This window comes from Marinomonas ostreistagni (assembly GCF_016461785.1).
In the GTDB taxonomy this organism is placed as follows: Bacteria; Pseudomonadota; Gammaproteobacteria; order Pseudomonadales; family Marinomonadaceae; genus Marinomonas; species Marinomonas ostreistagni_A.
In genome coordinates this window covers 64,120-90,717 of sequence record NZ_JAEMUH010000003.1, presented here as the reverse complement: position 1 = coordinate 90,717, position 26,598 = coordinate 64,120, and the positions used below count along the sequence as shown (strand labels likewise).

Here is a 26,598-nt window from a genome sequence, read left to right as displayed (position 1 = left end):
TCATGCTTTCAAGAGTTGCAGAACGCCTATACTGGAGTGCTCGCTACCTAGAGCGCGTGGAAAATACGGCTCGTTTGGTCAGTGTTTACGACGATTTATTGTTCGATTTACCGCACAATGTCGTACAAATTTCTTGGTACAACCTTATCGAAATCAACAGTGGTATTGAGGCATTTAATAACCGTTATAAAGTTCGCGATGAACGTAACGTGGTGAAGTTTTTGTTATCAGACGATGATAACTCAAGCTCCCTGCTCTCATCGTTGAAAATGGCCCGTGAGAACATCCGAACAACTCGGGATGTCTTGCCCAATGAAATGTGGGAGTTGGTGAATGAGCTGGACTTATTTGCCAAACAAAATATTAAGCAAGGCATCAATCGATCTGCCCGTCATTCTTACCTCAATACCATTATTGAAGGTTGCCAGAAAATCATTGGCTTACTCGCAGCGACCATGGACCGTGACGCTGGGTGGCAGTTCTTAATTTTAGGACGTTATTTAGAACGAGTTGACATGAACACTCGTATTATTGATGCCGCTACCTCTTTAATGAGCCAGTCTCAAGCAGAGCAAGACATCGAGTTAGGCCAAGTCGTTTGGTCCAAAGTCTTAAAATCTCAAAGTGCTTACTTAAGTTTCCGTCGCACTATGCGCAGCTCCATTCGCGGCGCCAAAGCGGTGACCTTCTTATTGAATGATAAATACTTCCCGCGCTCACAGCGTTATTGCTTGGAGCAGATCAAGCTGGCAGCGGCAGAGTTACCAAGATCTGGCCTTGTCATCTTGAGTGCTGACAAATTATTGGAAAACACTAAAGCGGTAGAGCACTCAAGCGATTTAAACAGTGAGTTCAGTGATTACCTGAACGATATTCAGCTTGATATCATTACTCTGCACCACCAGATCACGGAAAACTGGTTTAACTTCCAGAAAGGAGAAGCGGCATGACCATCCGCGTAGCGATTCAGCATAAAACCACTTATGAATTTGATCGCTTTATTAATGTTTCGCCGCACATTTTACGTCTGCGTCCGGCGCCTCACTCACGTACCCATATTCATGGATATTCATTAAAAGTCTTGCCAGAAGATCATTTCGTAAACTGGCAACAGGACCCTTACGGAAACTATCAAGCTCGTTTAGTGTTCCCTGAAAAGACCAAGAAACTTGAGTTTGCTGTGGAAGTGATCGCTGATATGACGGTCATTAACCCTTTTGATTTCTTTATCGAAGAATACGCAGAAAACTTCCCATTCAAATACGACAAGCAACTACTAGAAGAGCTGTCTCCGTATTTGAATAAGTCTGAAGACTGCCCTGAACTGCAAGATTGGCTCAAAACCGTTGACCGTAAACCTACGCGTATTGTCGACTTTTTAGTGGCTCTTAACAGCCGTTTAGCTAATGAAATTGATTACGGAATCCGCTTAGAGCCAGGTGTGCAAACCTGTGAAGAAACGCTGACTCTTAAGAAAGGCTCCTGTCGTGACACCTCTTGGCTATTGGTTCAGATTTTGCGCCATTTAGGCTTAGCAGCACGATTTGCATCCGGTTACTTAGTGCAGCTAACGTCCGACATCAAAGCGTTAGATGGCCCTTCTGGACCAGAAGAAGATTTCACCGACCTTCATGCATGGTGTGAAGTGTACTTGCCTGGCGCTGGCTGGGTGGGCCTTGACCCAACCAGTGGATTGTTTGCCGGCGAGGGACATATCCCATTGGCTTGTACCGCTGAGCCAATCTCTGCAGCACCAATTACGGGTTTCACTGATGAGTGTGAGTGCGAATTTAGCTACACCAATATTGTTACCCGTATCCATGAAGACCCTCGCGTTACCAAGCCTTACAGCGATGACGAATGGGAAAACATCAAAGCCCTTGGTCATGCGGTGGATAAACGTCTAGAGCAAGGCGATGTACGCCTAACTATGGGCGGTGAACCAACGTTTGTTTCCATTGATGACATGGACTCTGAGCAGTGGAACACAGGCGCTCTGGGCGCTGACAAACTGCGTCTTGCGAAAGACCTATTGTTGCGTATGAAGGCTAAATTTGGAGCCAATGGCCTACTGCATTACGGCCAAGGCAAATGGTATCCTGGCGAGGAAGTTCCCCGTTGGGCACTGGGCTGCTTCTGGCGCACCGATGGCGAAGCCCTATGGCAAGATCCAAAATACCTTGCGCGCGTCGACAAAGACTACGGCTTTGATGAAAGCCATGCCGCAAAGTTTGGCCAGGCACTGTGCGAGCACTTAGGCTTGGAATCTCAGTACTTACAGCCAACCTACGAAGACACTCTCTATTACCTATGGCTAGAGCGCTCTCTTCCTGACGATGTGAACCCGCGCAAAGCCTCCCTTAAAGATGATTTAGAACGCCGCCGCTTAGCGAAGCTGCTAAACCGTGGCCTTGAGCGTGTCAGTGGTTATGTCTTGCCGATCGAATTTAATGGTTCCCAATGGCAAAGCAGTCTTTGGCCAATGCGTTCTGATGTGATAACGCTTATTCCTGGCGACAGCCCAATGGGTTACCGTTTGCCGCTGAACTCGTTACCAGCCATCAGTGAAGAAGAGCAAACACCAGAACGTGATCCGTTTGCTCCGCGTGAGCCTCTGCCAGTTTATAGCCAACCAGCTTCGCCAACAGGTTCTGCTCAAACACAAACGAAACAAACGTTAGCAGATGCTGAAGAGACAAGCAGCACAATCCTCAAAAACGTTATTCGAACAGCACTCTGTATCGAAGCACGCGATGGACGCCTGCATGCGTTCTTACCGCCAGTTAATTTCCTTGAGCATTATGTAGCCTTAATCAATGTTATCGAAACCGTGGCAAAAAAATTGGAAATGCCAATTGTCATAGAAGGTTATGAGCCACCAAAAGATTACCGTTTGCAGAAGTTCTTGATCACCCCTGACCCAGGTGTGATTGAAGTGAACATCCACCCTGCGAAGAATTGGAAAGAGCTTTTATACAACACAGAGACTCTGTATGAAGAAGCTTACCAGTCGCGCTTGGGTACAGAGAAGTTCATGCTGGATGGTCGTCATACAGGAACAGGCGGTGGCAACCACGTTACCCTTGGTGGTGTCACACCTGCTGATAGCCCGCTGTTACGTCGCCCTGATCTGCTTCGCAGTTTAGTGACGTTCTGGCAGCACCACCCAGGACTATCTTATTTGTTCTCGGGCATGTTTATTGGCCCAACCAGCCAAGCGCCACGACCAGATGAAGGTCGTGATGAAGCCTTGTACGAAATGGAAATTGCCTTCCAGAATATCCCAACTGGTTTGGTAGACGAGCCATGGCTGGTCGACCGTCTCATGCGTAACTTATTGGTAGACATTACCGGTAATACTCACCGCTCTGAGTTCTGTATCGACAAACTCTACGCGGCTGGCTCGAGCAGTGGCCGCCAAGGCCTGCTTGAATTCCGTGGTTTTGAAATGCCGCCCCATGCTCGTATGTCGCTCGTACAAATGCTATTACTACGTTGTTTGGTTGCACGCTTCTGGGACGAGCCTTATCACAAACCTTTGGTTCGTTGGGGTACCTCATTACACGATAAGTTCATGATGCCGCACTTTGTTTGGCAGGACATCAAAGAAGTTGTCGATGATCTTCAAGCTCATGGCTTGCCATTTAAGCTTGAGTGGCTAGCACCGTTTGAAGAATTCCGCTTCCCACACTACGGCCGCCAGCAGATTGATGACATTGAACTTGAGCTACGTTGGGCAATTGAGCCATGGCATGTTCTTGGTGAAGAAATCACGCAGTCTGGTACAGCACGTTATGTGGACTCGTCGGTAGAACGCTTGCAGGTGCGCCTAAGTGGCCTGACCGAAGGCCGCTATGTGCTGTCTTGTAACGGTCGCCGTGTACCACTGCGTAGTACTGGTCGTAAAGGTGAAATGGTTGGCGCTGTGCGCTATAAAGCTTGGGCACCACCGTCCGCATTGCACCCAACACTAGGCACGGACACACCCTTAGTGTTTGATTTAATCGACACATGGAACGGTGTATCCATTGGTGGTTGTACTTATCATGTTAGTCACCCTGGTGGTCGCAACTATGATACCTTACCAGTTAACAGTAATGAGGCAGAAGCACGTCGCGTTAACCGATTCTGGGATCATGGCTTCACTCAAGGCGCATTGGTTCCGCCTCCGGAATACAGCGCACTTCGCAGTGTAACCGAGCATGACAAGGTCACTAGACCCATGTCACCACCAGAAGAAGAAATCTGTCATGAATATCCGCATACGCTCGACCTAAGGAAGAGGTATACTAGGCTCTAATTTCCATTAGAACGTCTAATTATGACAAATATCGTTACTCCATCCACGGCGGCGCTCACTGAAGCGCCGTTCGTTGCCCCTTATGCTGCACCAGAAAATGCCTTCGATGAAGCATTTGAGGTTAATAGACTTCCGCGATTAGCTTGGCAGTCTGTGATGTCGGCAGTTCATGAACTTGGGGCCGAAGGGATGCAAGACCGCCATCTTCGCGCGCAACGTATCTTGCGTGATGATGGCGCTACTTATAATTTAAAAAGTGACCCTCTTTCACCTAATGTTTGGTCCCTCGATATCATTCCGCAGGTCATGGTTGAATCTGAGTGGCGTGTATTAGAAGCGGCTCTTAAACAACGTGCCAAGCTATTTGACCTAATTTATAAAGATCTCTACGGTGAGCAGCGGTTGCTTAAGGAAGGGATTTTACCTTCTGAAATCGTTTTCTCTCATCCTGGCTTTTTACGTCAATGCCATGGCTTAAACTGGCCAACCGATATCATGCTTACGTTCCATGCGGTGGATTTAGTACGTGATCAATCTGGGCGCTTCATTGCGACAGGGGACCGTACTCAAGCGCCAAGTGGTGCAGGCTATGCTTTAGAGAATCGCACCGTTGTTTCGCGGGTGTTACCTAGCCTGTTTAGAGAAAGTCAAACCATGCGCTTGGCGGGCTTTTTTCAAACAGTAAGAGAAACGCTCAGCAAACTCGCACTTCACTTAACAGAATCGCCAAGGATTGTCGTACTCACACCAGGCGCTTACAGCAGTACTTACTTTGAACAAGCCTATATGGCTAACCACCTTGGCTATCCTCTTGTTCAGGGCGGGGATTTAACGGTTCGTAATGGCAAGGTTTGGATGAAGTCCTTAAATGGACTATCTCGAGTGGATGTTATTGTCAGACGAGTTGAAGATGCTTTCTGCGATCAAGCAGAGCTTCGTTCTGATTCTATGTTAGGGGTACCTGGGCTTTTAGAAGTGGCTCGTCAGGGTAACGTTGTTGTGACAAACCCTCTTGGCTCAGGTTTGTTAGAAACCCCAGCTATACTCGCATTCTTACCTCAAATCAGCCAGTTTTTGATGGCTGAAGAGTTATTACTCGACTCAGTAGAGACTTACTGGTGTGGTGATACAAACCACATGGGCTATATTGAGGCGAACCTTAAACGATTAATCATAAAGCCTGCTTTTCGCGGCATTAACAGCAAGAGTATTTATTGTCATCAGCTCGATGCAAAAGGTCTGGCTGACACACTAGCGATGGTTAAGGCAAACCCCGTTGGTTTTGTCGCGCAGCATTATATCCCAAGCTCTTACAGTCCTATTTGGGACAATGGTGTAATGCATGCTCGCCCAGGTATTTTGCGCACATTTAGCGTTGCTACGGATGAAGATTTTTGCGTCATGCCTGGCGGGTTGTCTCGTGTTGCTGACCATGATGATCAATGCATCGTCAGTAAGCGTCTCTCTGGCTCACGAAGCAAAGACATGTGGGTACTCAGCGACAGCACTGAAACAGATATTGACGTTCCATTGGATAACCTTCCTACTAGTCAAGCTCAAGCGGCAAACTTACCAAGTCGTGTCGTTGAAAATCTATTCTGGTTCGGGCGCTACGCAGAACGTGCAGAAATGAGCCTACGCTTAATGCGCACCATCTTTAAGCAGTTAAATGGTATTGACCGATTCCCAACCGAGAGCCGCGAAGTATTGTTAGGAGCGATGTCGGAAATAACAGGGTCGTTACCTGGCTTCCAAGACCAGCCTGAACTCATAGAAAATCCAAACGATGAATTAGCTGCGCTAGTCGTGGATGCAAATCGCGTCGGCTCGATTAAGGCAAACTTACAACAAATGCTGGCGTGTGCTGAACAAGTGAAAGAAATGCTGTCAGCGGATACTCGTATCATTTTGAACGAATTACGCGACCATATTCACAGTGTTGATCGTGCTTATGTCAACGGCTTACCGTCTGTACCAGAAGAGTCTTTAGACAGTTTAGTCACGTCTTTATTAGCCATTTCAGGGTTAAACCACGAAAGTATGTTACGCGGCATGGACTGGATGTTCCAAGAAATTGGTCGTCGTACCGAGCGCGCGTTGCTAACGGCCAATCTCCTGAAACAAACTCTTAGTCGCCCTTTACCAAGTTTACAACAGCAACAAGTTCTTGAGTCGGTCTTGTTAAGTGTCGAGGCATTAATCTCGTTCCGTCGACGCTATCGAACCAGAGCACGAGTCTCATATGGACTAGATCTGCTTATGATTGACCGCTCGAACCCGCGTTCACTGATTTATCAAATAGAGCAGCTACGTAAGTATTTAGAAGAGCTGCCTCAGTCAGAGCAGACGGTTCTAGGGCTCTCGCCTGATAAGCGCTTAATTATTAAGTCGCTTAATGACATACAATTGGCAGACCTAGAATCCTTAGCTCAAATCGATGAAAGCACTCAGACACGTGCTGATTTGGCTGAATTGATGACACAGATTATTGAACAGTTAGAGAAACTGACTACTTTGATCAGTGATAAATACTTTGATCACACTGCTGGTCCACAACAGCTGATCAAAGCCAAATGGAAGAATAACGTATGAAATATCGGGTAAGGCACTTAACGGAATACCTGTATGGCGCACCAGTAACTTTGTGTTATAACATGGCGCATTTACTCCCACGTGACACGCATAATCAACGTTGCCTTAGCCGTCGTATCTTAGTGAGCCCTACTCCGGTTTATCAAACTGAAGGGGAAGATTACTATGGCAACCCGACATTTTATTTTTCCGTACAAGAACCTCATAAAAAGCTAGCCATTGATGTTGAATGCTACTTTGAAATTGAACAAAACGATTTATCTAATCAACTAACCTTACATGGCCTAACATGTGGCGAATTACGACAACAGTTAGCAAGCGCCAGTTCAACCGAGCTACGCATGGTCAAAGAATATACGTTAAACTCGACACATATTCACCGTTCAGAAGAATTGGCAAACTATGCTCGCAGCTGCTTTCAAGACGACATTCCTGTGTTGCAGGCGAGCATGGATTTTACCCATAAGATTTTTGAAGAATTTAAATTTGACCCTACAGCTACCAGTGTTAGCACGCCTCCAGAGCAAGTTTTAAAAGAAAAACGAGGGGTATGCCAAGACTTCGCCCACTTAGCCATCGCTTGCATTCGTTCACTTGGTTTACCTGCACGCTATATGAGTGGTTACTTAGAAACCTTGCCACCACCAGGGCAAGAGAAGCTGGTAGGGGCCGATGCGTCGCATGCGTGGTTCGCCATTTTCATTCCTGATCTAGGCTGGGTAGAATTCGACCCTACTAACGATTTAATGCCCAATGAACAACACATTGTGACAGCATGGGGTCGAGACTACGCTGATGTTACGCCTCTACAAGGCGTTATTTTCGATGGTGGTGACAGCCAAGCACTTAATGTTTCAGTTGATGTGCAGCGTGTGTAAGCGCTCACATCTTCGCTCAATTTGGTAACAAAATGAACTTTGCAAAACTTGGCCTTTGCCCGGCCATTCTTAACACCTTAGAAGAACTCGGCTACCAAAAACCAACACCGATTCAAGCCCAAGCAATCCCATTGATCCTGTCAAAAAAAGATGTTTTAGCGGCGGCGCAAACAGGCACAGGTAAAACGGCTGCTTTTACGCTGCCACTACTGGAACAACTCAAAGACGGTGAACGAGCGAACCCAAAACAAGTGCGCACCTTGATATTGGCCCCTACTCGCGAGCTTGCCAGTCAAATAGGTGAAAGTGTACGTAGCTACAGCCGTGGACTCGGTTTACGTAGCCAAACTATTTTTGGTGGTGTAAAAGCCTTTCCTCAAATTAACGGACTGCAACGTGGTGCAGACATCTTAGTTGCAACTCCAGGCCGCTTAATTGACCTCGTGAAGCAAGACGCAGTGTTATTCGATTCACTACAGTTCTTAGTGCTCGATGAAGCCGACCGTATGCTAGACCTCGGTTTTGAGGAAGCCCTAAACGAGCTGCTGACACTTTTGCCTAAAAACCGCCAAACTATGATGTTTTCAGCCACTTATTCGGATGCCGTCAAAGCACTTTCTGCACTATGGTTGAAAAATCCAGAAGAGGTCGCCGCGAAGCAAAGCAACCGTGTCGCAGCCACGGTGCGCCACCAAATTTATACCGTGGATAAGGTACGCAAGCCTGAACTATTAGCTGAGTTATTAAATCGCCAGCATTGGCGCCAAGCACTGATTTTCACCAAGACAAAACGCGGTGCTGACGAGATTACCGATATTTTACAAGCCGAAGGCTTCTCCGCCCAAGCCATGCATGGCGATAAGCCTCAATACGCTCGCTTAGCGGCTTTTAATGCCTTTAAGTCTGGGGAATTAGCGTATCTTGTTGCCACCGATGTGGCGGCTCGTGGCTTGGACATAGAAGGGCTGCCCGTTGTAATTAATGTGGATCTGCCGCACGTTGCAGAAGATTATATCCATCGTATTGGACGAACGGGTCGAGCAGGTCAAGAAGGTCGCGCTGTATCATTAGTCTGTGCCGATGAAGCCGAAAATCTACGCGCTATTGAAGCACTTTTAAAACAGCGCGTTCCACGCAAAGAAATACCCGGTTTCGAGGCGGAGCATCGAGTACCTGATACTCATCCTCGTAGCCAAAAGAAGTCAAAAGGTGCAGCACCAGAGACACAGAAAACCAAAACCAAAGTTGAACAACAAAAGCCAGATGTGACAAAAGGCCCAGGTCTTCGTAGCAACCCGTTTGCTAAGGCTAAAAAGAAATAACTTATTCTTCCTCGCCCTCTTCTTGAAATGAAAAAACCACCATCATGACAATGACGGTGGTTTTTCTTTGATAAATCACGATGAATCCGTTAGTTAGCGTAAGCGGTATGACGAAACCTCTTTTAGTACCTCATCAAAACGATCTTGGGTACGCTTCGCTTCCGTCTCAGTTAAGTCAACCACCTCAGAGATATGACTTGAGCGATCACGCACCATCTGCACATTTTGGTTAATGTCTTCCGTTACTTGTGACTGCTCTTCTGCCGCGGTCGCCACCCTTTCAATCGTCATATTAATGGCATCCACCGACTCCAATAAGGACTCAATCATTTCAGCATTTTTCACCACTTCTTCAGCTGTGCTTGTCGCCATTGTTGAACAGCTTTCCATAGACGTTAAAGCATTTTTACTTGAGTGAATTAAGGTCTCAATCATTGAGCGGATTTCTTCAGTCGAATCTTGAGTTCGCTGAGCTAAACTACGAACTTCATCGGCCACTACGGCGAAACCACGACCTTGTTCACCAGCACGTGCGGCCTCAATCGCAGCATTCAATGCCAATAAATTGGTCTGCTCAGCAATCGATTCAATTGTTTGTAGAATGGAAGCAATTTGCTCCGTTTGCCCTGTGACTTGTTGTACCGAATCAAAGCCACCTTGTACTTCTCTCGTTAAGCCTTCTATCGAGTTTTGAATGGAGTGCACACCAGCTCGACCTTCGGAGGCGCGGCTCTGAATCGTCTCCGTCGCTTGTGCAGCTTCCTGCATATCTACTGAGATGGTACCACTGGTAAGAGACATCTCTTCAATCGCAGCTGCAATTTGATCGGTTCGTGCCTGTTGATCTTGAGTTTCCTTAACAGCAGTTCGAGCTTGATGAATCAAATCATCCATACTGTTTTTAGACTCTTTCGATTTCAACACCAACATACCAAAAGTGGAGGACAAATGATTCAAGTGACGATTCAGCTCATTCATTATCTGGCCGAGTTCATCATTGGACTTTACTTCTAAGTTGACCGTGAAGTCCTTCTCCTCACCCACTGACATAAGGGCCTTGTGCACTATCGCTACCCTAGATGATACCGACGTCATAACTTGTTTCATCAAGTAAAGAACAAACAGCACAACGACTACGATGATGGCTATAATCACTATGAAGACCGTATTGTCTCGCGACTCTTTTGCCAAGGCAAAACGGTGAACATTCTGGCCAATCTCATCAGAAAGCCCTTTTACCAGACTAATTTTTGCAGTAGCCAATGCAAACCAGTCTTTTGGGCCAACCACATTTGAAAGATCCGTTACTGACTGAAATTTTGTTAATACTTGATCAACTGTTTTCCAATCAGCAGACTGCTTCAATGCCGCCATTTCTGTCTTGTAGGCAACAGAAGTCATGTCATTAAAGTAGTTCTCCCACGCTTTCTCATCAGATAGATAACCATTAATCTCTACGAAGCGTTTTTCAGTCGTTTGACCTGCACCAAAAACGCCATTTAACGCGCCTCGATATTGCCCAATACGCTCTTTCATCCAGAGTAAAGCAAGGCGAGATGATAAAGCTTGATCAATCTCTGTGTTATTAACCAATATAATTGAACGCTGAATTCCCCTAAGTGCTGTAGCATTGAGCTTAGAATAGTAGGCAAAAGCACCGTTATCGGATGCTAAATTGTCGACTTTCTGTCGGATCGTGTTCTTATCTTTTAAAATGTCTAAGGTTGGCTGAATCAAATCCTTAAACTCAGCTTCAGATAGCTCATGAAAATCTAACGGTTTCATATCTAAAAGCGCTTGTTCAATTTGATCCGCCACAACACGCTGTTTCAAAACCGCATCACGCCCTTGCTCACCTTTCGAGCCCAAAAAGCCAGCACTTAAACCACGTTCAACAGCGAAGTTATGTGCGATGCCATCAAGCTTTTCCGTTAATCGGACAATGTCATTCGCTTTCTGCGAATCGTTAATACTGCTTAATAAAGCAGAACCGAGCGAGAATGCTAAAAACAGTACCAACAAAAGCGGCAAAAAGCCCACCAAAGCAATAGCATGAGACACTTTAAGATTTTTCAGCACCGTCTTCTCCCTATGGTTCCTATACCTTTTAATAAGCATGGTTCATAGTTCAAATGTAAGCAAATAAGAGCATAGAGAAAGATAGAAAAAATTGCGAAATACGGCTAAAAAACTGTATTTAAATGTAGTAAAAACAAGATAGGAATAAAAAAACCCCAGCTGGAACGAGCCAACTGGGGTTTTCTTTTATGGTGGCCCCACCCTGACTTGAACAGGGGACCTGCCGATTATGAGTCGGATGCTCTAACCAACTGAGCTATGGGGCCTTTAAACGGCGCCCATTATAGCTAGAGCGCATCGCTTTGCCAATATAGAAATTTAAATTTCTGCTATGAAATCAAGTAGCTAAGTTTCTCGCTGCACTACTTCATCTCGAAACCTTGCGAAATTAAAAAGTCTCGCATGTGTGGGCGTAATTTCCCGCTAAACATCGGTGCCATGCTTTCTGACCAGTTGGAGGTTTTATTACCGCCTGCGCGTTGTTGGTAGTACTCGTCCATTTCCGAGTCATATTTTGCAACCAAGGCAATATCGTGTTCGCTATCGTAGTAATCCTGCTTTAAAACCGTTGCGACCGGTAGGCGAGGCTTAACATCAGGGTGATGCTCAGGATAGCCAACGCACATACCAAATACAGGGTAAACATGTTTTGGTAGCTTTAAGACATCGCTAATTTCCTGTGGATTATTACGTACGCCCCCTATGTAAACGACGCCAAGACCTTCTGACTCTGCTGCAATGGCAAAGTTCTGCGCCACCAATGCCGTATCAATGGTTGAAACCAAAAGCTGCTCTGTCATGCCTAGGGTAGGCTCAACACCTGAGCGAGCCGCCGCTTCCGTATTGCGCTTCATATCAGCACAGAATACTAGAAACTCTGCCGCCTGAGAGATGTAGGCTTGGTTCCCCGCTAGCTCTTGTAAGCGCGCCCTATTGTCTGTATCACTGACACGGATAATGCTATAGGCCTGAACATTGTTGCTTGAAGAGGCATATTGCGCAGCGCTCACGAGCTGCTCAAGCAACCCATCAGGAAGTGCTTGAGTACGGTATTTTCGAATTGAACGGTGAGATTGTAAGAGTTCAATGACGTCATTCATGGTGACTCCTTAATTGTTCAGATAATCCTATTGGAATGTTCCCATTATGAATCGCGCCTTAGCCTCACTCCAATAGGATCTTAAAAATTCCATAGGGAAATCTTTTTTGAATAATCCTCATCCAACTGTGGTCGAATCCCGTAAAATCTATATTTACTTGCTAGGAGAGCCTTATCAAAATCAGGAACTCGTTAATCGCCATTGGCGCATTACTCAGCGCGGGCTGTACTCAAATAGGGTTACAAGTAGCCAATCTACCTACGCTGATTGACTCTAATAAACGTTATCAAGACATCGCTTACGGACAGTTAGCGAATCAAACCTTGGATATTTACGTGCCTTCTTCTGCGAAGGCAGAACAAGCTCCGGTCTTGGTATTCTTCTACGGTGGACGTTGGACCGATGGTTCAAAAGACATGTATCCATTTGTGGCGAAGCCTTTCTTAGACATGGGTTACGTTGTTGTGATTCCTGATTATCGAAAATACCCTGATGTTAAGTTTCCCACCTTTGTGGAAGATGGTGCACAAGCGGTTGCTTGGACATTAGACAACGTTTATGAGTACCATGGCGATTCAAGCCGTTTGTTTATCATGGGGCACTCCGCAGGCGCTCATATCGGTGCCTTGATCAGTGCCGATGAGCGTTACTTGGCTCAGCTCAATCATTCCACTCAAAATATTAAAGCCTTCGCTGGTTTATCTGGACCTTATGATTTCGTGCCCGAAGAAGAGGATTTAAAAGATATGTTTGGGCCACCTGATCAATACCCTCAAATGACCGTCACGACTTTTATAGAAGGTAATGAGCCCCCCATGTTGCTGCTATGGGGGGAGAAAGATGAGCTCGTTGGTCAACGAAATATTGACCTTTTAGCAGAGAGAGTTCGTCAAAAAAACGGAGCCGTCGACACGATTATTTACCCACATATGGGTCACGTTGATATGGTGTCAAACTTGATTTGGTTTATACCAAGTAAAGCCCCTATACAACCAGATATAGCGAATTTTTTCGAACAACAACCTTAGGCGAGTTGTCAGCGCAACCTCTGCCCTTCACCACATCATTGCAGTTTTCTGCTCTCCTAGATTTTTCTGGTTCAGTACATAAAAGCGTCATGATTATTGCATAAGCTCCTGTTCTCTTAAATATTGACCTTTTAGTCAAAATAACGTTCTCTTGCCTGTCACAATTGGAACTTGGAGCCATAAAACCATGAAAAAATGGAACAAAATTTTTCTGCCAACCAGCCTTACGTTGGCATGCTTAGCTTCCGCAACAGCCAACGCGGCAACGGTTGATCTACGTATATTGGAAACCACTGACATTCATATGCATTTGGTGGACTATGATTACTACGCTGATAAACAAAGCAACAGCGTTGGCCTATCGCGCGTTGCCACTCTAATTAAACAAGCTCGAGCGGAAGTACAAAACTCGGTTTTAGTCGATAACGGTGATCTATTACAGGGCAATCCTTTGGGTGACTATGTCGCAAAAGGCCGCGTGTTGCGTTTCGGTGAAACACACCCAGCTTACAAAGCCATGAACCTACTGGATTACAATGTGGGGAATATTGGTAACCATGAGTTCAACTACGGCTTAGATTTTTTAATGAAGTCATTAGCCGGCGCCAACTTCCCCTACATTAATGCCAATGTCTACGTTGACGATGGAGATGCCAATCCAGATAACGATCAGCCTTATTTCCAGCCATATTTGATCCAACCTACTGCGGTATTGGACAGTGACGGCAAAGAGCAAGTAATCAATGTAGGTTACATCGGCTTTGTGCCACCGCAAATTATGACTTGGGATAAAGACAACCTTTCAGGCAAGGTCATTGCCAAAGACATCATCGCCAGTGCTAAAAAATATATCCCGCAAATGAAGTCTGAAGGAGCGGACGTCATCATAGCGATCCCTCACAGTGGCATGTATATAGGAAACTATGAGCAAGGTGAAGAAAACGCTACTTACCACCTCGCCAAAGTAGATGGTATTGATGCCATACTATTTGGTCACTCCCATAAAGTGTTCCCTGGGGACAGCTCACTGGATAATATCGAAGGCGTAGACAACGCTACAGGAACCGTTTTTGGTGTGCCTGCAACCATGCCAGGTTTTTGGGGATCACACCTTGGCTTAGTAGATCTTGTGCTAGAACAAGAAGGCCAAGGTTGGAAAGTCGTCAAAGGCTCCAGCAGTATCAGAGCCATCGCCAAACGTGAAGGACGCACCACAGTGCCATTAGTCGAAGCTGATGAGCACATCAATCATGCCGTTGAGCATGAACACCAAGGTACACTGGAGTACATGCGTCGCAAAGTGGGTGAAAGCACGGCTGACATCAATAGTTTCTTCGCTCTAGTGCAAGATGACCCTTCTATCCAAATCGTGAACAATGCGCAGATTTGGTACGCACAGAATATCGTTCGCGCAACCTCTTACGAAGGACTACCGATTTTATCTGCTGCAGCCCCGTTTAAAGCAGGTGGTCGTGGCGGTCCAGAGTATTTCACCGACGTCCCAAAAGGTGATATTGCCCTGAAAAATGTGAGCGACCTTTACATTTATCCAAATGATCTGAAAGTCGTTAAACTTACCGGTGCGCAAGTGGTCGAGTGGCTAGAACGCTCCGCTGGACAGTTTAATCAAATCCAACCCAATCAAGAGGCGCCGCAAGCACTGATTAATACCAGCTTCCCAACCTACAACTTCGATGTGATTGATGGTATTCAGTATCGCATCAATGTGACAAAACCAAATCGCTATGACAGTGAAGGGAAAATCGTTAACGAAAATGCACACCGTATTGAAGCGGTGACTTACCAAGGTCAGCCTATTGAACTTAACCAAGAGTTCTTAGTCGTCACCAATAACTACCGCGCATCGGGTGGTGGTAAATTCCCTGCGCTAGATGGATCCACAACGGTCATTGATGCACCAGATAAAAACCGTGACGTCGTGGCAAATTACTTACTGTCACAGACGGTCATCAATCCTGCAGCGGATAACAACTGGGAGTTTGCCAGCTTTGCAGGTGCCACCGTTAATTTCACTAGCTCGCCTAAGGCTAAATCTTATGCATCGCCGAATATGACATTCACAGGATTAGACGACCAAGGCTTCGCAGTCTTTGAATTACAATAATCCTTCCCTACTGCTCGCAGTCAGCTGTTGATTGCGAGCAGTATCTCGATGTTGCCCTGTAAGCTCACCTCAAAAATTTTGAAAAAATAGTGATCCAAGTTTTCAAAGCTTGCGTACAAATTTTTTGCGCAACAAACGCGTGATGATATGCCGTAACAAATTTTTAACCCTTCACACATAGGATTATGAAATATGGAACGTTTAGCGGTAGATACTCAAACCCCTTTCAAGCACATGTTATTAATCCTGCTTGCAGCGATAATCGCAATTTTCAGCATTAATGCGTTGGCCTCAAAACGGTCTGATTTAGCTTGGCAAGCTCTGGAGCAAGGCGCAGTACTTATCGATGTTAGAACCGCTGCGGAGTTCAGAGAAGGCCATATAGACAGTGCGGTAAACATGCCACTTAGCTCACTCAGCAAGCTCGCAAATCCTATTGATCGAGATAAAACAATAGTAGTTTATTGCCGTTCAGGTAGTCGAGCCTCTCATGCAAAACGCCAGCTCTATGACATGGGGTTTACTCACGTTCTAAATGGTGGGGGTTTAGAAGAAATGAAGTCAACTAAACCCTAGAAGTTTCTTAGAGCACTGTCTGAAAACAAAAAAACCGATGCTTTGCATCGGTTTTTTTTAGCTTTGAAATACCTTTTAACCTTAATCTTGGTTGACAAAGTAGTTCAAAATGAAGCTTGGTAGGTCAGCGGTGTTTACCACTTCCTGTTGCATCGTGTCACGATGACGAATGGTTACTGGTGCGCCTTCTTGCTCGATAGTATCGAAGTCAACTGTGATACAAATCGGTGTACCTACTTCGTCATGACGACGGTAGCCTTTACCTACGTTACCTGTGTTTTCGTAAAGGATACGACCAAGTCCTAGTTTTTGTAGGCGGTTCTTAATCGCTTTTGCCGCTTCAACAATTTCTGGCTTGTTCTTCTTAAGAGGAAGGACAGCCACTTTGATCGGTGCTAGGTGTGGCTTCAGTTTAAGAACGGTACGAGTTGAGCCGTTTTCTAGCTCTTCTTCCGTGTAGGCTTCTGTCATCACAGCCAATACACCACGGTCTAGACCCGCAGAAGGCTCAATACAGAAAGGAACGATTTGCTTGTTCTCTTCCAAATCACGCACCGCTAGTTTAGTCGTAGAGTGCTCGTTCTTCTTAACTTTCGCAGACAGACCAAACTCTTCTTGCGCTTTGGTATGGGAACCAAGATCGTAGTCAGTACGGTTTGCAACGCCTTCAAGCTCTTCAAAACCATGTGGAAACTTGTACAAGATATCCACAGTTGCTTTTGAATAGTGGGCTAAGTCATCACCTGTCACGTACTCAAACTCAATGTTTTCTTCTGCCAAGCCTTGGTCTAACCACCATTGCTTACGCAGTTTCACCCAAGTGTCGTGCCATTGCTCGTCTTCACCAGGCTTACAGAAGAACTCAAGTTCCATTTGTTCGAATTCACGTACACGGAAAATGAAATTACGTGGTGTGATTTCGTTACGGAACGATTTACCTATCTGCGCGATACCAAATGGCAAGGCACGAGAAGTCGAATCCACAACGTTTTTGAAGTTTGTGAAGATACCTTGTGCCGTTTCTGGACGCAGGTAAGTGTAAGACTCTTCGTTCACCATTGGGCCAACGTTTGTCTTAAACATTAGGTTGAAATCACGTGGTTCAGTCACGTTATCAGAGCCACAGTTGTCACATTTTTTGATGTCTTTCATGTGATCCGCACGCATGCGTGATTTACATTCGTGACAGTCCACCATTGGATCTGTGAAAGTGTCTTCGTGACCAGAGTATTTGTAGACGTGCTTGTTTTGGATAATCGCAGCGTCTAGACCTTCAACGTCGTCACGGTCATAAACCATGGCACGCCACCAAGCATTTTTAAGGTTGTTTTTTAATTCAATACCCAGTGGACCGTAGTCATAAGCCCCTTGCATACCACCGTAAATCTCACTGCCTTGGAAGATAAATCCACGACGTTTACAAAGGGAGACGAGTTCATCCATCGTTTTTGCTGGCATTTTTAAACACACCTTAATTCGTTAATTTGGGGCGACCTGCGCACAACGGCGTAGCCGATAAAATAAGTCCGACATTGTACTCCGTGACCTTGTTCGACTCAATGGCGGACATTTCGAAGATTACTAGGATAAATTTAAGTAAATGTGACCGCTTTCACATGCTTGAACATCCAATTTGTTAGATAATACGTATATTCCGTCAATTGAATTTTACGTTTGGGACTCTATATGCGTAATTCTTCTAGTACAGTGATCAAAGTTCTTGGATATCTAGGATTGATTCCATTCGTGGTCAGTACTCTTACTTATCTGTTTGACTTTTATCATTATAGCTTTCATGCCCAAACGGCATTTATTGCTTACAGTGCAGTCATTCTAAGCTTCCTTAGTGGAGCGATTTGGGGACAAGTGATTGAACAAGCGCCACAAAGCAAAGGCAAGGCGCTATTAATCGGCAGTAATGTGATTGCTATCGCTGGTTGGCTCGGTTTAATCATTGAACAACCTCACTTATCTTTGCTGTTATTACTAGGTGGTTACATTAGTATCTTTTGGCTAGAAGTACGTTGGTTAAAAGCCATGCGTCCCGATCAATCCTACTACCCGAATTTACGTTTCTTTTTAACCGTATTGGTATGCGCAATGCATCTGCTCATGCTGTACCCAAAATTCTAATCTTCAAAGGCTAGTATATGGTTACACTGTTTTACGATGGACACTGCCCACTGTGCATGAAAGAGATTTCAGTATTGCAACGCTACAATACTGCTCAGCAATTGAAATTAGTGGATATTCACAGTAAAGAATTCGAAACACTGTACCCACAGATTAATAAAGTGGCGGCAGACCGGCTATTACACGCCATTTTAAATAATGGTCAACTGGTGACTGGACTTGATGCCAACGTGGCCGTTTGGCAAGCCGTTGGTAAGCATAAGTGGCTAAGAGTTTTGCGCTGGCCATTTATCCGCTGGTTCGCTGATCGCGGCTACCTTTTATTTGCTAAGCATCGCCATAAAATCTCTTACTGGCTAACTGGGCAAGAACGCTGCGATGCATGCTCCAAAGATAGTTGCCCTCCTCGCCCTCCTAAATAGGTGATCTAAACCATCCAATTATCACTCCTTTGCGTATTCAATCAGATATAAGCACAGGAGAATGAAATGCCCTATTCAGCCATTGTAGTCGGCGCTGGTAGCCACATTGCTCAAGCGATCATTGAACAATTAAACGAACGGGATGAATGTCAGCAAATCATCGCCATTAGCCGTCATCAGAGCTTTCAACACCCTAAAATCACTGCTCTACATTGCCAGTATGATGAGCGAAGCATCGAAAACATCTGCACAGAGCTGGACTTCCAATTCCCAGTTGGCAAAGTTTTTATCTGCCAAGGCATTTTGCATCAAAACGAGCTTCAGCCAGAGCGTAAGTTAGAAAGCATTAGCGCCGAGAATATGTTAACCATATTTGAAGCAAATACGGTTACGCCTTCTCTTTGGCTAAAATACTTAGCTCCTCATTTAAAAAGCAACGAACCTTGTAAAGTGGCTTTATTTAGCGCACGTATTGGCAGTATAAGTGATAACCTCTTAGGAGGTTGGTACAGCTACCGAGCTTCCAAGGCGGCACTCAATATGATGGTGCAAACCTTTTCTGTGGAGCTCGCGCGACGCTCGAAAAACGTCAAACTACTTGCTTTCCATCCTGGCACCACAGACACGCCACTTTCGAAGCCTTTTCAGCGCTCAGTTCCCGAAGATAAATTGTTTACCCCAAAGTTTGTCGCAACACAGCTGTTAAGCTTACTAGATAAATTAGAAATCGATGGCAAAGCCAGTTATATGGACTGGAATCATCAGCCCATTACTTGGTAAAGCACTTTCAGAACCTTTCTAATATTGTCGACAATCCATTATTAAAAATAATACTTTAACTACTACCTAAGTCGAATTGTCGACAATTTAGCTTGATCTATACTAATACTCATTCTATAAATAGTCACATTGTAGACAAATATGTAGGACATGAGTTTGGAAAAGGTTACGCAAATTAAATCTGCCACACTCTCCGATGACTTAACTCAACGCTTAACCGCTGAAGTTGTCGAAGGTGTTCTTCCTCTTGGTAGCAAAATATCAGAGCCTGAACTCGCTAAACGTTATGGCGTTTCGCGTGGCCCATTACGTGAGGCTCTCGTTAAACTCGAAGCACTAGGCTTAATTACCCGCACCGCCAATGTTGGCGCCCGCGTCATCGAGCTTAACATTGAAGACCTACTGGATACTTATACCTTACGTGAAGCCATGGAAGGTATGGCGGCTCGTTTAGCCGCGGAGCTCATCAGCGAACAAGAAGTGGCAGAGCTTTATACACTTCTAGATGACCACCAAGCCCATCTCGATAGTAACAAAGATGAGCATTATGCCAGCCAATACGGCAACGAAGACTTTCATCTACGTATCATTCAAGCAAGCCAAAATAAAAAGCTAATTCGAGTCTTAACCCAAGACCTATACGCCACGATCCGCATGTATCGTCGCTACACTGCGGATTCACGGCCCGATCCACGTCAGGCGCTGCGAGAGCACAAAGCCATTTTAGATGCCATCGCCAACCGTGAAGGTGATCTCGCAGAATTACTAATGCGTCGCCATATCAGCCGCGCCGCGACTCTTTTGAAAAAAGCGATGCTGCACGACAGCATCTCTCAGGGTAACTCTGGCCAACCTTAGCCAATAACAATAAAAAGTGAGGATCGTATGACGTTAGCATCACCCGGCGCACGTTTTCGCCAAGCGATTAAAGACCATTCACCGCTGCAAGTCGTTGGCACCGTCAACGCTTATTGCGCCATGATGGCAGAGCAAACAGGGCATCATGCCATTTACCTTTCAGGTGGTGGTGTTGCTAACGCATCCTACGGTTTACCAGATTTGGGGATGACCGACCTGAATGATGTTCTAGAAGATGTTCGTCGAATCACAGCAGCAAGTAACTTGCCGCTGTTGGTAGATATCGACACAGGTTTTGGTGGCGCATTCAACATCGCACGCACAATCCAGCAAATGGAAAAAGCGGGGGCCGCAGCCGTGCATATTGAAGACCAAGTACAACAAAAACGCTGCGGACATCGCCCTAATAAAGCGATCGTCAGTCAAGCGGAAATGGTCGATCGCATCAAAGCCTGTGTCGATGCACGCTATGACGACAACTTTGTCATCATGGCGCGTACTGACGCACTCGCAGTAGAAGGCATGGATTCCGCTATTGAACGTGCTGTTGCCTGCGTTGAAGCCGGTGCCGATATGATCTTCCCTGAAGCCATGCTCACCCTTGAGCAGTATCGTGAGTTCGTTGATGCGGTAAAAGTCCCTGTATTGGCAAACATTACAGAGTTTGGCGCGACACCGCTGTTTAGTCGTGAAGAACTGGCCAGCGCGGGCGTCGACATTGTGCTTTATCCATTAAGCGCCTTCCGAGCTATGAACCTAGCGGCGCTGAACGTCTACCAACACCTATTGAACGACGGCCACCAGCGCAACGTGGTCGACACCATGCAAACCCGTATGGATTTATACGATTTCTTGAATTACCACGATTACGAACAAAAGCTCGACGCGCTGTTCTCCGAGAACAAGCGTTAGAGTTGTACGAGCTGATTCCATCAGCGATTGGGATGTTTTCATCCCCGATAGAATCGGGTCGTACGAATAGGTATTCAACTGATTATCTCACTAACAATAAAAATGGAGATACAAATGGCTAAAGAACTATCTGGCGCAGGTCTTCGCGGCCAAAGCGCAGGGGAAACCGCTCTATGTACCGTGGGTAAAACCGGCTCAGGCCTTACTTATCGCGGCTATGACATTGAAGAGCTGGCTGACAAGGCATGTTTTGAAGAAGTGGCTTACCTACTGCTATACGGCAAACTGCCGAATCAAGCAGAGCTTGACCATTACAAAACTAAGCTCATGAATCTGCGGGAGTTACCACAGCCGCTTAAGTCGGCCTTGGAATTGATCCCGAAAGACGCGCACCCAATGGATGTAATGCGCACTGGCTGTTCTTTCTTAGGAAACCTTGAGACTGAGACCGACTTTAGCCAACAACAAGATACAGCAGATCGTCTACTCGCAACCTTGCCAGCAATCATCTTGTACTGGTATCGCTTCAGCCACGATGGTGTACGTATCGACACACTTAACCCATCGGTGAGCAGTTTAGCTGGCCATTTCTTAGCCATGCTACACAGCGACACGCCAAATCCACTACACGAAAAAGTGATGAACGCCTCACTGATTCTCTACGCTGAACACGAATTCAACGCATCTACTTTCACTGCTCGCGTGTGTGCTTCCACTTTATCTGATATGCACTCTTGTATCACAGGCGGTATCGGCAGCCTTCGTGGACCACTGCATGGTGGTGCCAACGAAGCCGCGATGGACATGATCGAGCCTTGGCAAACGCCTGATGAAGCGGAAGATGCCATCATGGGTATGCTAGCGAACAAAGACAAAATCATGGGCTTTGGCCATGCCATTTACCGCGAACGTGACCCACGTAATGACATCATTAAAAAATGGTCAAAGCTACTGTCAGAGGAAGTGGGCGATACACATCTTTATGCAGTTTCGGAGCGTTGCGAAGCCGTCATGTGGCGTGAGAAGAAACTGTTCTGTAACGCTGACTTTTTCCACGCCAGTGCTTACCGCTTTATGGGCATCCCAACCAAATTGTTCACACCGATCTTCGTATGTTCACGGGTCACTGGCTGGGCCTCTCATGTGATGGAGCAACGTGCCAATAACCGCATTATTCGCCCAAGTGCCGATTACATCGGCCCAGAAAAAGCCGCTTGGGTAGATATCGACCAAAGAGACTAGCTCGAAGCTCAACAGAATTAACAGACAAGAGGCTTATGCCTTTTCCAAGCGAGGAAAAGGCATAAGCACCTTGAACATAGACAACTAAACCTAGTGTTAGAGGCCTTTCAACACTCTACGCCGGGCGCAAAATCATCCCTGATAAAGCGCCCTATTGCGCCATCCATAGCGCGTGCTTAAGAGTGCTTGAAATCCCGATTGCAGCCTCTCACCTATGAAAAGAGCCAAAAGAATCAGAGGAACCACCATGAGTGCAAATGTCGATTTAAATAACCGCCCTGAATACGATCAGGTGATCCAAGACATCGCGGATTATGTGTTAAATTTCAAAATTGAAAGCCAAGAAGCTCTAGATACCGCCCGCAACTGTCTGATGGATACTCTTGGTTGTGGCCTGTTAGCACTTCGCTTCCCAGAGTGTACTAAACACCTTGGTCCAATGGTGCAAGGCACAGTGGTACCTAACGGTGCTCGTGTGCCGGGTACTTCATTTGCCCTAGACCCTGTGAAAGCAGCATGGGATATCGGCTGTATTATTCGCTGGCTTGATTACAACGACACTTGGCTCGCAGCGGAATGGGGCCACCCTTCAGATAATTTAGGGGGTATCTTAGCGGTTGCCGATCATTTGTCTCAGGTTCGTGTTTCTCGCGGTGAAGCACCGCTAACCATGCGCGATGTTCTTGAAGGCATGATTATGGCCCATGAGATCCAAGGTGTGATCGCTCTTGAAAACTCGTTTAACCGCGTGGGTCTATGTCACGTTTTATTAGTGCGTGTGGCGTCTTCTGCCGTGGTGGCAAAAATGATGGGGGGTAACCGCGAGCAAATCATGGCGGCGATTTCCCAAGCTTGGGTTGATGGCTCAGCACTGCGTACTTACCGCCATGCCCCCAATGCAGGCTCACGTAAATCTTGGGCGGCAGGCGATGCAACCTCTCGTGCGGTGCGCTTAGCGGATATGTCGCTACGTGGTGAGATGGGCATTCCAGGTGTGCTCACAGCACCACAGTGGGGCTTCTACGATGTGTCGTTCTCGAAAACCAACAAAGATCAAAAACTGAAGTCTCCAGAAGACCGTGCCTTTAAATTCACGCAAGACTACGGCACTTATGTAATGGAAAACGTGCTGTTTAAGATTTCCTTCCCTGCGGAGTTCCACGCACAAACCGCGGCAGAAGCCGCGGTAACGCTACATCCGCAAGTCAAAGATCGCTTGGATCAAATTGAGAAGATTGTCATTCGCACCCATGAATCAGCGATTCGTATTATCTCGAAAGTCGGCCCATTAGCGAACGCGGCTGACCGTGACCACTGTCTACAGTACATGGCCGCTGTGCCATTGGCGTTTGGTAATTTGGTGGCAGAGCACTACGAAGATGACTTCCATACTGCCAATCCAATCATTGATGAGCTTCGCGAGAAAATGGAAATCATCGAAGACGAGCGCTTTACACGCGAGTATCTAGAAGCCGACAAACGCTCTATCGCGAACGCGATCCAAGTGTTCTTTAAAGATGGCACTTCAACAGAAGAAGTCTCTGTAGAATACCCTATTGGTCATCGCCGCCGCCGTGAAGAAGGTATCCCATTACTAGAGAAGAAATTCAAAGCGAACTTGGCGACCCGCTTCCCGTCCGCTCGTAGCCAACATATTTTTGATTTATGTAAAGATCAAAATGGGCTTGAGAGTACTGCCGTCCACGATTTTATGGATTTATTGGTTATTTAACCCTCCTTACAGCACTTTATATGGGCGCTCATTGCCCTAATGAGCGCTTTTGGAAACATTCCCTTAACATTTAGACGCTCAAAAAAGTATCACCTTCCTGAAAAAACAATCAATAAGGTTCAAAAACCCGCCGTTTGTAACCACTTTGTTAACAAATACAGTCTTTTTTACACTTTTGTATTAGCAATCATTTACTTCTATAGGTATAAGTACTTGAAATACTGCTTACGAAAGATATCTATTTAAAAGGAATTTGGCCTTTATGTTTACACAATTTAAGACATATTCGCCGCCAAATCAGCTCATATTGAGTGCTTTATGCACTATGTATTCCTGGCTCAATGAGGAGGTTGTTCCACAGTTTATTTAGAACTTACTTTCAATTAAATGCTTAGCAATTGACAAAAATGACAACAAAACATGCGGCATGAAAGGCTTGGTTACAATTTTATTAAGTATTTTAATGATTGAAACTGCCTTAACCTTTAAATAAGTGGTATAAATTCCCACAAAAATACCCTCACATTTTTTATTGGCTAATGTTTTTGAAGGAACAATGAATCTATGTTGTCTCGCTTGCGCTTCTTATCCCTACCGACACAATTATCCGCTGGCTCTCTGATTGCTGTTGTCTTTATTTTTTCTCTATTAATTGTGGCTATCGAAGTCCTATTTGAAGAGCAGTTAAATAAGATAGTCACCAGTCATCAATTAACAGAAGTTAAGCTACTCAGTCATGAGCTTGAAGTTCAATACGGCTTTTTAAGTGACTCACTGAACCGCTCAGCTAAGTACCTTAATAACGAGTTGACGCAGTCAATCAGCCAAAGTGGAAGTGAGGTTAAACTGGATGGTTTGCAACTCAGCCAATCAAATAAACTGGCTACTCTTAAAGAAAACGTGAGTGCTGAATTATTTCTTATCGAATCAAAAACAAATAAATTGTTGGCTTCAACAGTATCAGGCATCTCAGTTATAAATGCTCTTCCAGCCAATGGTTTTGGTCAATGGAAAAACGGTAATGCTAGCTATGTTGCAAAAGTAGCTCCTATCTCGGGACACTCTAATCTGTCCATTGTGGCAGCCATCCCTCTTGAAAAGATCCTAGGTCACTTGCGCAGTAACCTTAGCAGTGTACAAATAGGCAAACGTGGTTATGTCTATGTTATGGATGCGAAGTCTGCCAATAAAGGTGAAATTGTTATCCATCCAAGCGATTCAGTGCTTGGAAAAAATGTTTTCAACTTGTTCCCTACAGCAAAAGACGCTTTCGCTAGCATGTTCCAGCAAAGCTCAGGTATCACCTCTTATAGTATTCAAGTTGCAGGAAAAGATGCACAAGCAGAAGAGTCCAAAGTCATCTTCCACAAAGTAGAAGGCTGGAACTGGGTCGTCGCAATTAAAACGTATACTAATGAGTACACCGCAGAGCTGATGACAGTACTCTATTTCGTCGCTGCCATTTGTGCAGGCGCGGCAATTTTTCTCTCATTGATTCTATGGCTTACTATAAAATCAGCTCTTAAACCTTTGCAAAGTATTACTCAGGGGGTTGAAGAAATCGGTAAAGGTAACCTTACCTTTAGATTTCCAACAGCCGCTTCTCGATCAAGCAATAATGAAACGCACAAACTTCAGTGCTCTATTCAAACCATGCGTGACGGTTTAGCTAGCTTAATTGTTCAGGTACAGACATCCAGTGAGCAGTTATTGGCTTCTGCACAAACCATCAGTCAATCGAATGATCAATTAATTCACTCTGCAACCAATAGCTCTAATGTTTGTGCTCAGGTAGCCACTGCCATTGAGCAAGTGTCCGCTTCTGTCGAAGAAGTGGCTCAAAGCTCAACGGAAGTATCAGGCGAAACAGTGTCGGTGAACGACACTACACAACAGGGCTACCAAGCTACTAAACGTGTAGAAGAAACGATTTCTCGACTGTCTATGTCATTTGAAAATGCAGCAAAAACCATTCAAGAAGTAGAAAGCAGCACGATTAACATTGGTTCTGTTGTGAATGTAATCAATGAGATCGCAGAGCAGACTAACCTACTGGCATTGAATGCGGCCATCGAAGCCGCCCGTGCAGGAGAGCAAGGTCGAGGGTTTGCTGTTGTAGCGGATGAGGTGCGAGTGCTAGCACAACGAACTCAGCAATCCACTGAAGAAATTCAACAAGTGGTTGAACGTCTTCAACAAGGCAGTCGTTCTGCAGTAGAAACCATGCAGCAGGGTCGAGATCAAGTTGAAAATAGCGTTCAGCAAGCAACTCGAGCAGGAGAACTGATCGCAGCGATTAATAAATCTATGGACCTTGTTGCTCAGCAAATCTCTGGTGTGGCCGCTGCCACAGAGGAGCAAAGTGTGGCGACCACTCAAATCCGAGGTAATACCACTGAGCTTCAGTCCGCAGCAACAGATACCTTTGAGAATGCTCAGAAGTCACGTGATGAAAGCCAGCGTATCCACCAATTAGCAATTAACTTAAAACAAAATCTAACTCAGTTTACGCTATAACA

Annotated in this window: 19 protein-coding genes and 1 tRNA gene; 16 read left to right on the top strand and 4 right to left on the bottom strand. The window is 45.6% G+C overall.

The annotated features are described in order from the left end of the window. Nucleotides 1-2: 2 nt before the first annotated feature. Genes JHD44_RS03590 through JHD44_RS03570 form a run of 5 tightly spaced genes read left to right on the top strand, consistent with a single transcriptional unit; the run spans nt 3 to nt 9,092 of the window. The gene (locus tag JHD44_RS03590; protein ID WP_199461180.1) at nt 3-950 is read left to right on the top strand and encodes an alpha-E domain-containing protein; all 948 of its coding nucleotides are present in this window, start codon (nt 3-5) and stop codon (nt 948-950) included. Next, complete coding sequence (locus JHD44_RS03585) at nt 947-4,300, top strand: DUF2126 domain-containing protein (protein ID WP_199461178.1); 3,354 nt, start codon at nt 947-949, stop codon at nt 4,298-4,300. The genes JHD44_RS03590 and JHD44_RS03585 overlap by 4 nt, the downstream gene beginning before the upstream one ends. Nucleotides 4,301-4,321: 21 nt before the next feature. Next, entirely contained in the window at nt 4,322-6,892 is a 2,571-nt protein-coding gene (locus JHD44_RS03580; protein ID WP_199461176.1) for a circularly permuted type 2 ATP-grasp protein, read from the top strand. Continuing rightward, entirely contained in the window at nt 6,889-7,770 is an 882-nt protein-coding gene (locus JHD44_RS03575; protein ID WP_199461174.1) for a transglutaminase family protein, read from the top strand. The genes JHD44_RS03580 and JHD44_RS03575 overlap by 4 nt, the downstream gene beginning before the upstream one ends. Before the next feature lie 32 nt (nt 7,771-7,802). After that, entirely contained in the window at nt 7,803-9,092 is a 1,290-nt protein-coding gene (locus tag JHD44_RS03570) for a DEAD/DEAH box helicase (RefSeq protein WP_199461172.1), read from the top strand. A gap of 93 nt (nt 9,093-9,185) precedes the next feature. On the opposite strand, the gene JHD44_RS03565 is transcribed toward JHD44_RS03570, so the two are convergent. From JHD44_RS03565 to nfsA, 3 genes are all read right to left on the bottom strand, one after another. Beyond that, nucleotides 9,186-11,171 (bottom strand): methyl-accepting chemotaxis protein, encoded by a 1,986-nt coding sequence (locus JHD44_RS03565; protein ID WP_199461170.1) that lies wholly within the window; start codon nt 11,169-11,171, stop codon nt 9,186-9,188. A 189-nt stretch (nt 11,172-11,360) separates the two neighbouring features. Next, nucleotides 11,361-11,437, bottom strand: a tRNA-Ile gene (locus JHD44_RS03560). A gap of 96 nt (nt 11,438-11,533) precedes the next feature. Then, nucleotides 11,534-12,271 carry an oxygen-insensitive NADPH nitroreductase gene (gene nfsA / locus JHD44_RS03555; protein ID WP_199461168.1) on the bottom strand — a complete coding sequence of 246 codons (738 nt, stop codon included), beginning with the start codon at nt 12,269-12,271 and terminating at the stop codon, nt 11,534-11,536. A 335-nt stretch (nt 12,272-12,606) separates the two neighbouring features. Here nfsA and JHD44_RS03550 point away from each other — a divergent pair, with 335 nt between their 5' ends. From JHD44_RS03550 to JHD44_RS03540, 3 genes are all read left to right on the top strand, one after another. Further along, nucleotides 12,607-13,299, top strand: coding sequence for an alpha/beta hydrolase (locus tag JHD44_RS03550; protein ID WP_325097040.1), 693 nt, complete (start codon nt 12,607-12,609; stop codon nt 13,297-13,299). Between the two features lie 187 nt (nt 13,300-13,486). After that, nucleotides 13,487-15,424 carry a bifunctional 2',3'-cyclic-nucleotide 2'-phosphodiesterase/3'-nucleotidase gene (locus tag JHD44_RS03545; protein ID WP_199461166.1) on the top strand — a complete coding sequence of 646 codons (1,938 nt, stop codon included), beginning with the start codon at nt 13,487-13,489 and terminating at the stop codon, nt 15,422-15,424. A gap of 192 nt (nt 15,425-15,616) precedes the next feature. Continuing rightward, the gene (locus tag JHD44_RS03540; RefSeq protein WP_199461164.1) at nt 15,617-16,000 is read left to right on the top strand and encodes a rhodanese-like domain-containing protein; all 384 of its coding nucleotides are present in this window, start codon (nt 15,617-15,619) and stop codon (nt 15,998-16,000) included. A gap of 81 nt (nt 16,001-16,081) precedes the next feature. Here the strand turns inward: JHD44_RS03540 and JHD44_RS03535 are convergent, their stop codons facing one another. Beyond that, the gene (locus JHD44_RS03535; protein ID WP_199461161.1) at nt 16,082-17,458 is read right to left on the bottom strand and encodes a glycine--tRNA ligase; all 1,377 of its coding nucleotides are present in this window, start codon (nt 17,456-17,458) and stop codon (nt 16,082-16,084) included. A 228-nt stretch (nt 17,459-17,686) separates the two neighbouring features. On the opposite strand from JHD44_RS03535, the gene JHD44_RS03530 reads away from it, so the two are divergent. From JHD44_RS03530 to JHD44_RS03495, 8 genes are all read left to right on the top strand, one after another. Then, a complete protein-coding gene (locus JHD44_RS03530) occupies nt 17,687-18,133 on the top strand; it encodes a DUF3429 domain-containing protein (RefSeq protein ID WP_199461159.1) in 447 nt (148 codons plus the stop codon). Nucleotides 18,134-18,150: 17 nt separating this feature from the next. Next, nucleotides 18,151-18,555: a thiol-disulfide oxidoreductase DCC family protein gene (locus JHD44_RS03525; protein ID WP_199461157.1), complete on the top strand. Its 405-nt coding sequence runs from the start codon at nt 18,151-18,153 to the stop codon at nt 18,553-18,555. A gap of 66 nt (nt 18,556-18,621) precedes the next feature. Then, on the top strand, nt 18,622-19,335 hold the full coding sequence (locus JHD44_RS03520) for an SDR family NAD(P)-dependent oxidoreductase (RefSeq protein ID WP_199461155.1): 714 nt from the start codon (nt 18,622-18,624) through the stop codon (nt 19,333-19,335). A 156-nt stretch (nt 19,336-19,491) separates the two neighbouring features. Beyond that, nucleotides 19,492-20,193, top strand: a complete 702-nt coding sequence (locus JHD44_RS03515) for a GntR family transcriptional regulator (RefSeq protein ID WP_233401707.1) — start codon at nt 19,492-19,494, stop codon at nt 20,191-20,193. 27 nt (nt 20,194-20,220) lie between these two features. Further along, nucleotides 20,221-21,105 (top strand): methylisocitrate lyase, encoded by an 885-nt coding sequence (gene prpB / locus JHD44_RS03510; protein ID WP_199461151.1) that lies wholly within the window; start codon nt 20,221-20,223, stop codon nt 21,103-21,105. 114 nt (nt 21,106-21,219) lie between these two features. Further along, complete coding sequence (gene prpC, locus JHD44_RS03505) at nt 21,220-22,347, top strand: bifunctional 2-methylcitrate synthase/citrate synthase (RefSeq protein WP_199461149.1); 1,128 nt, start codon at nt 21,220-21,222, stop codon at nt 22,345-22,347. A gap of 247 nt (nt 22,348-22,594) precedes the next feature. Beyond that, nucleotides 22,595-24,079, top strand: coding sequence for a 2-methylcitrate dehydratase (prpD, locus tag JHD44_RS03500; protein ID WP_199461147.1), 1,485 nt, complete (start codon nt 22,595-22,597; stop codon nt 24,077-24,079). Between the two features lie 564 nt (nt 24,080-24,643). After that, nucleotides 24,644-26,596, top strand: coding sequence for a methyl-accepting chemotaxis protein (locus JHD44_RS03495; RefSeq protein ID WP_199461146.1), 1,953 nt, complete (start codon nt 24,644-24,646; stop codon nt 26,594-26,596). The last annotated feature ends 2 nt before the right edge of the window (nt 26,597-26,598 follow it).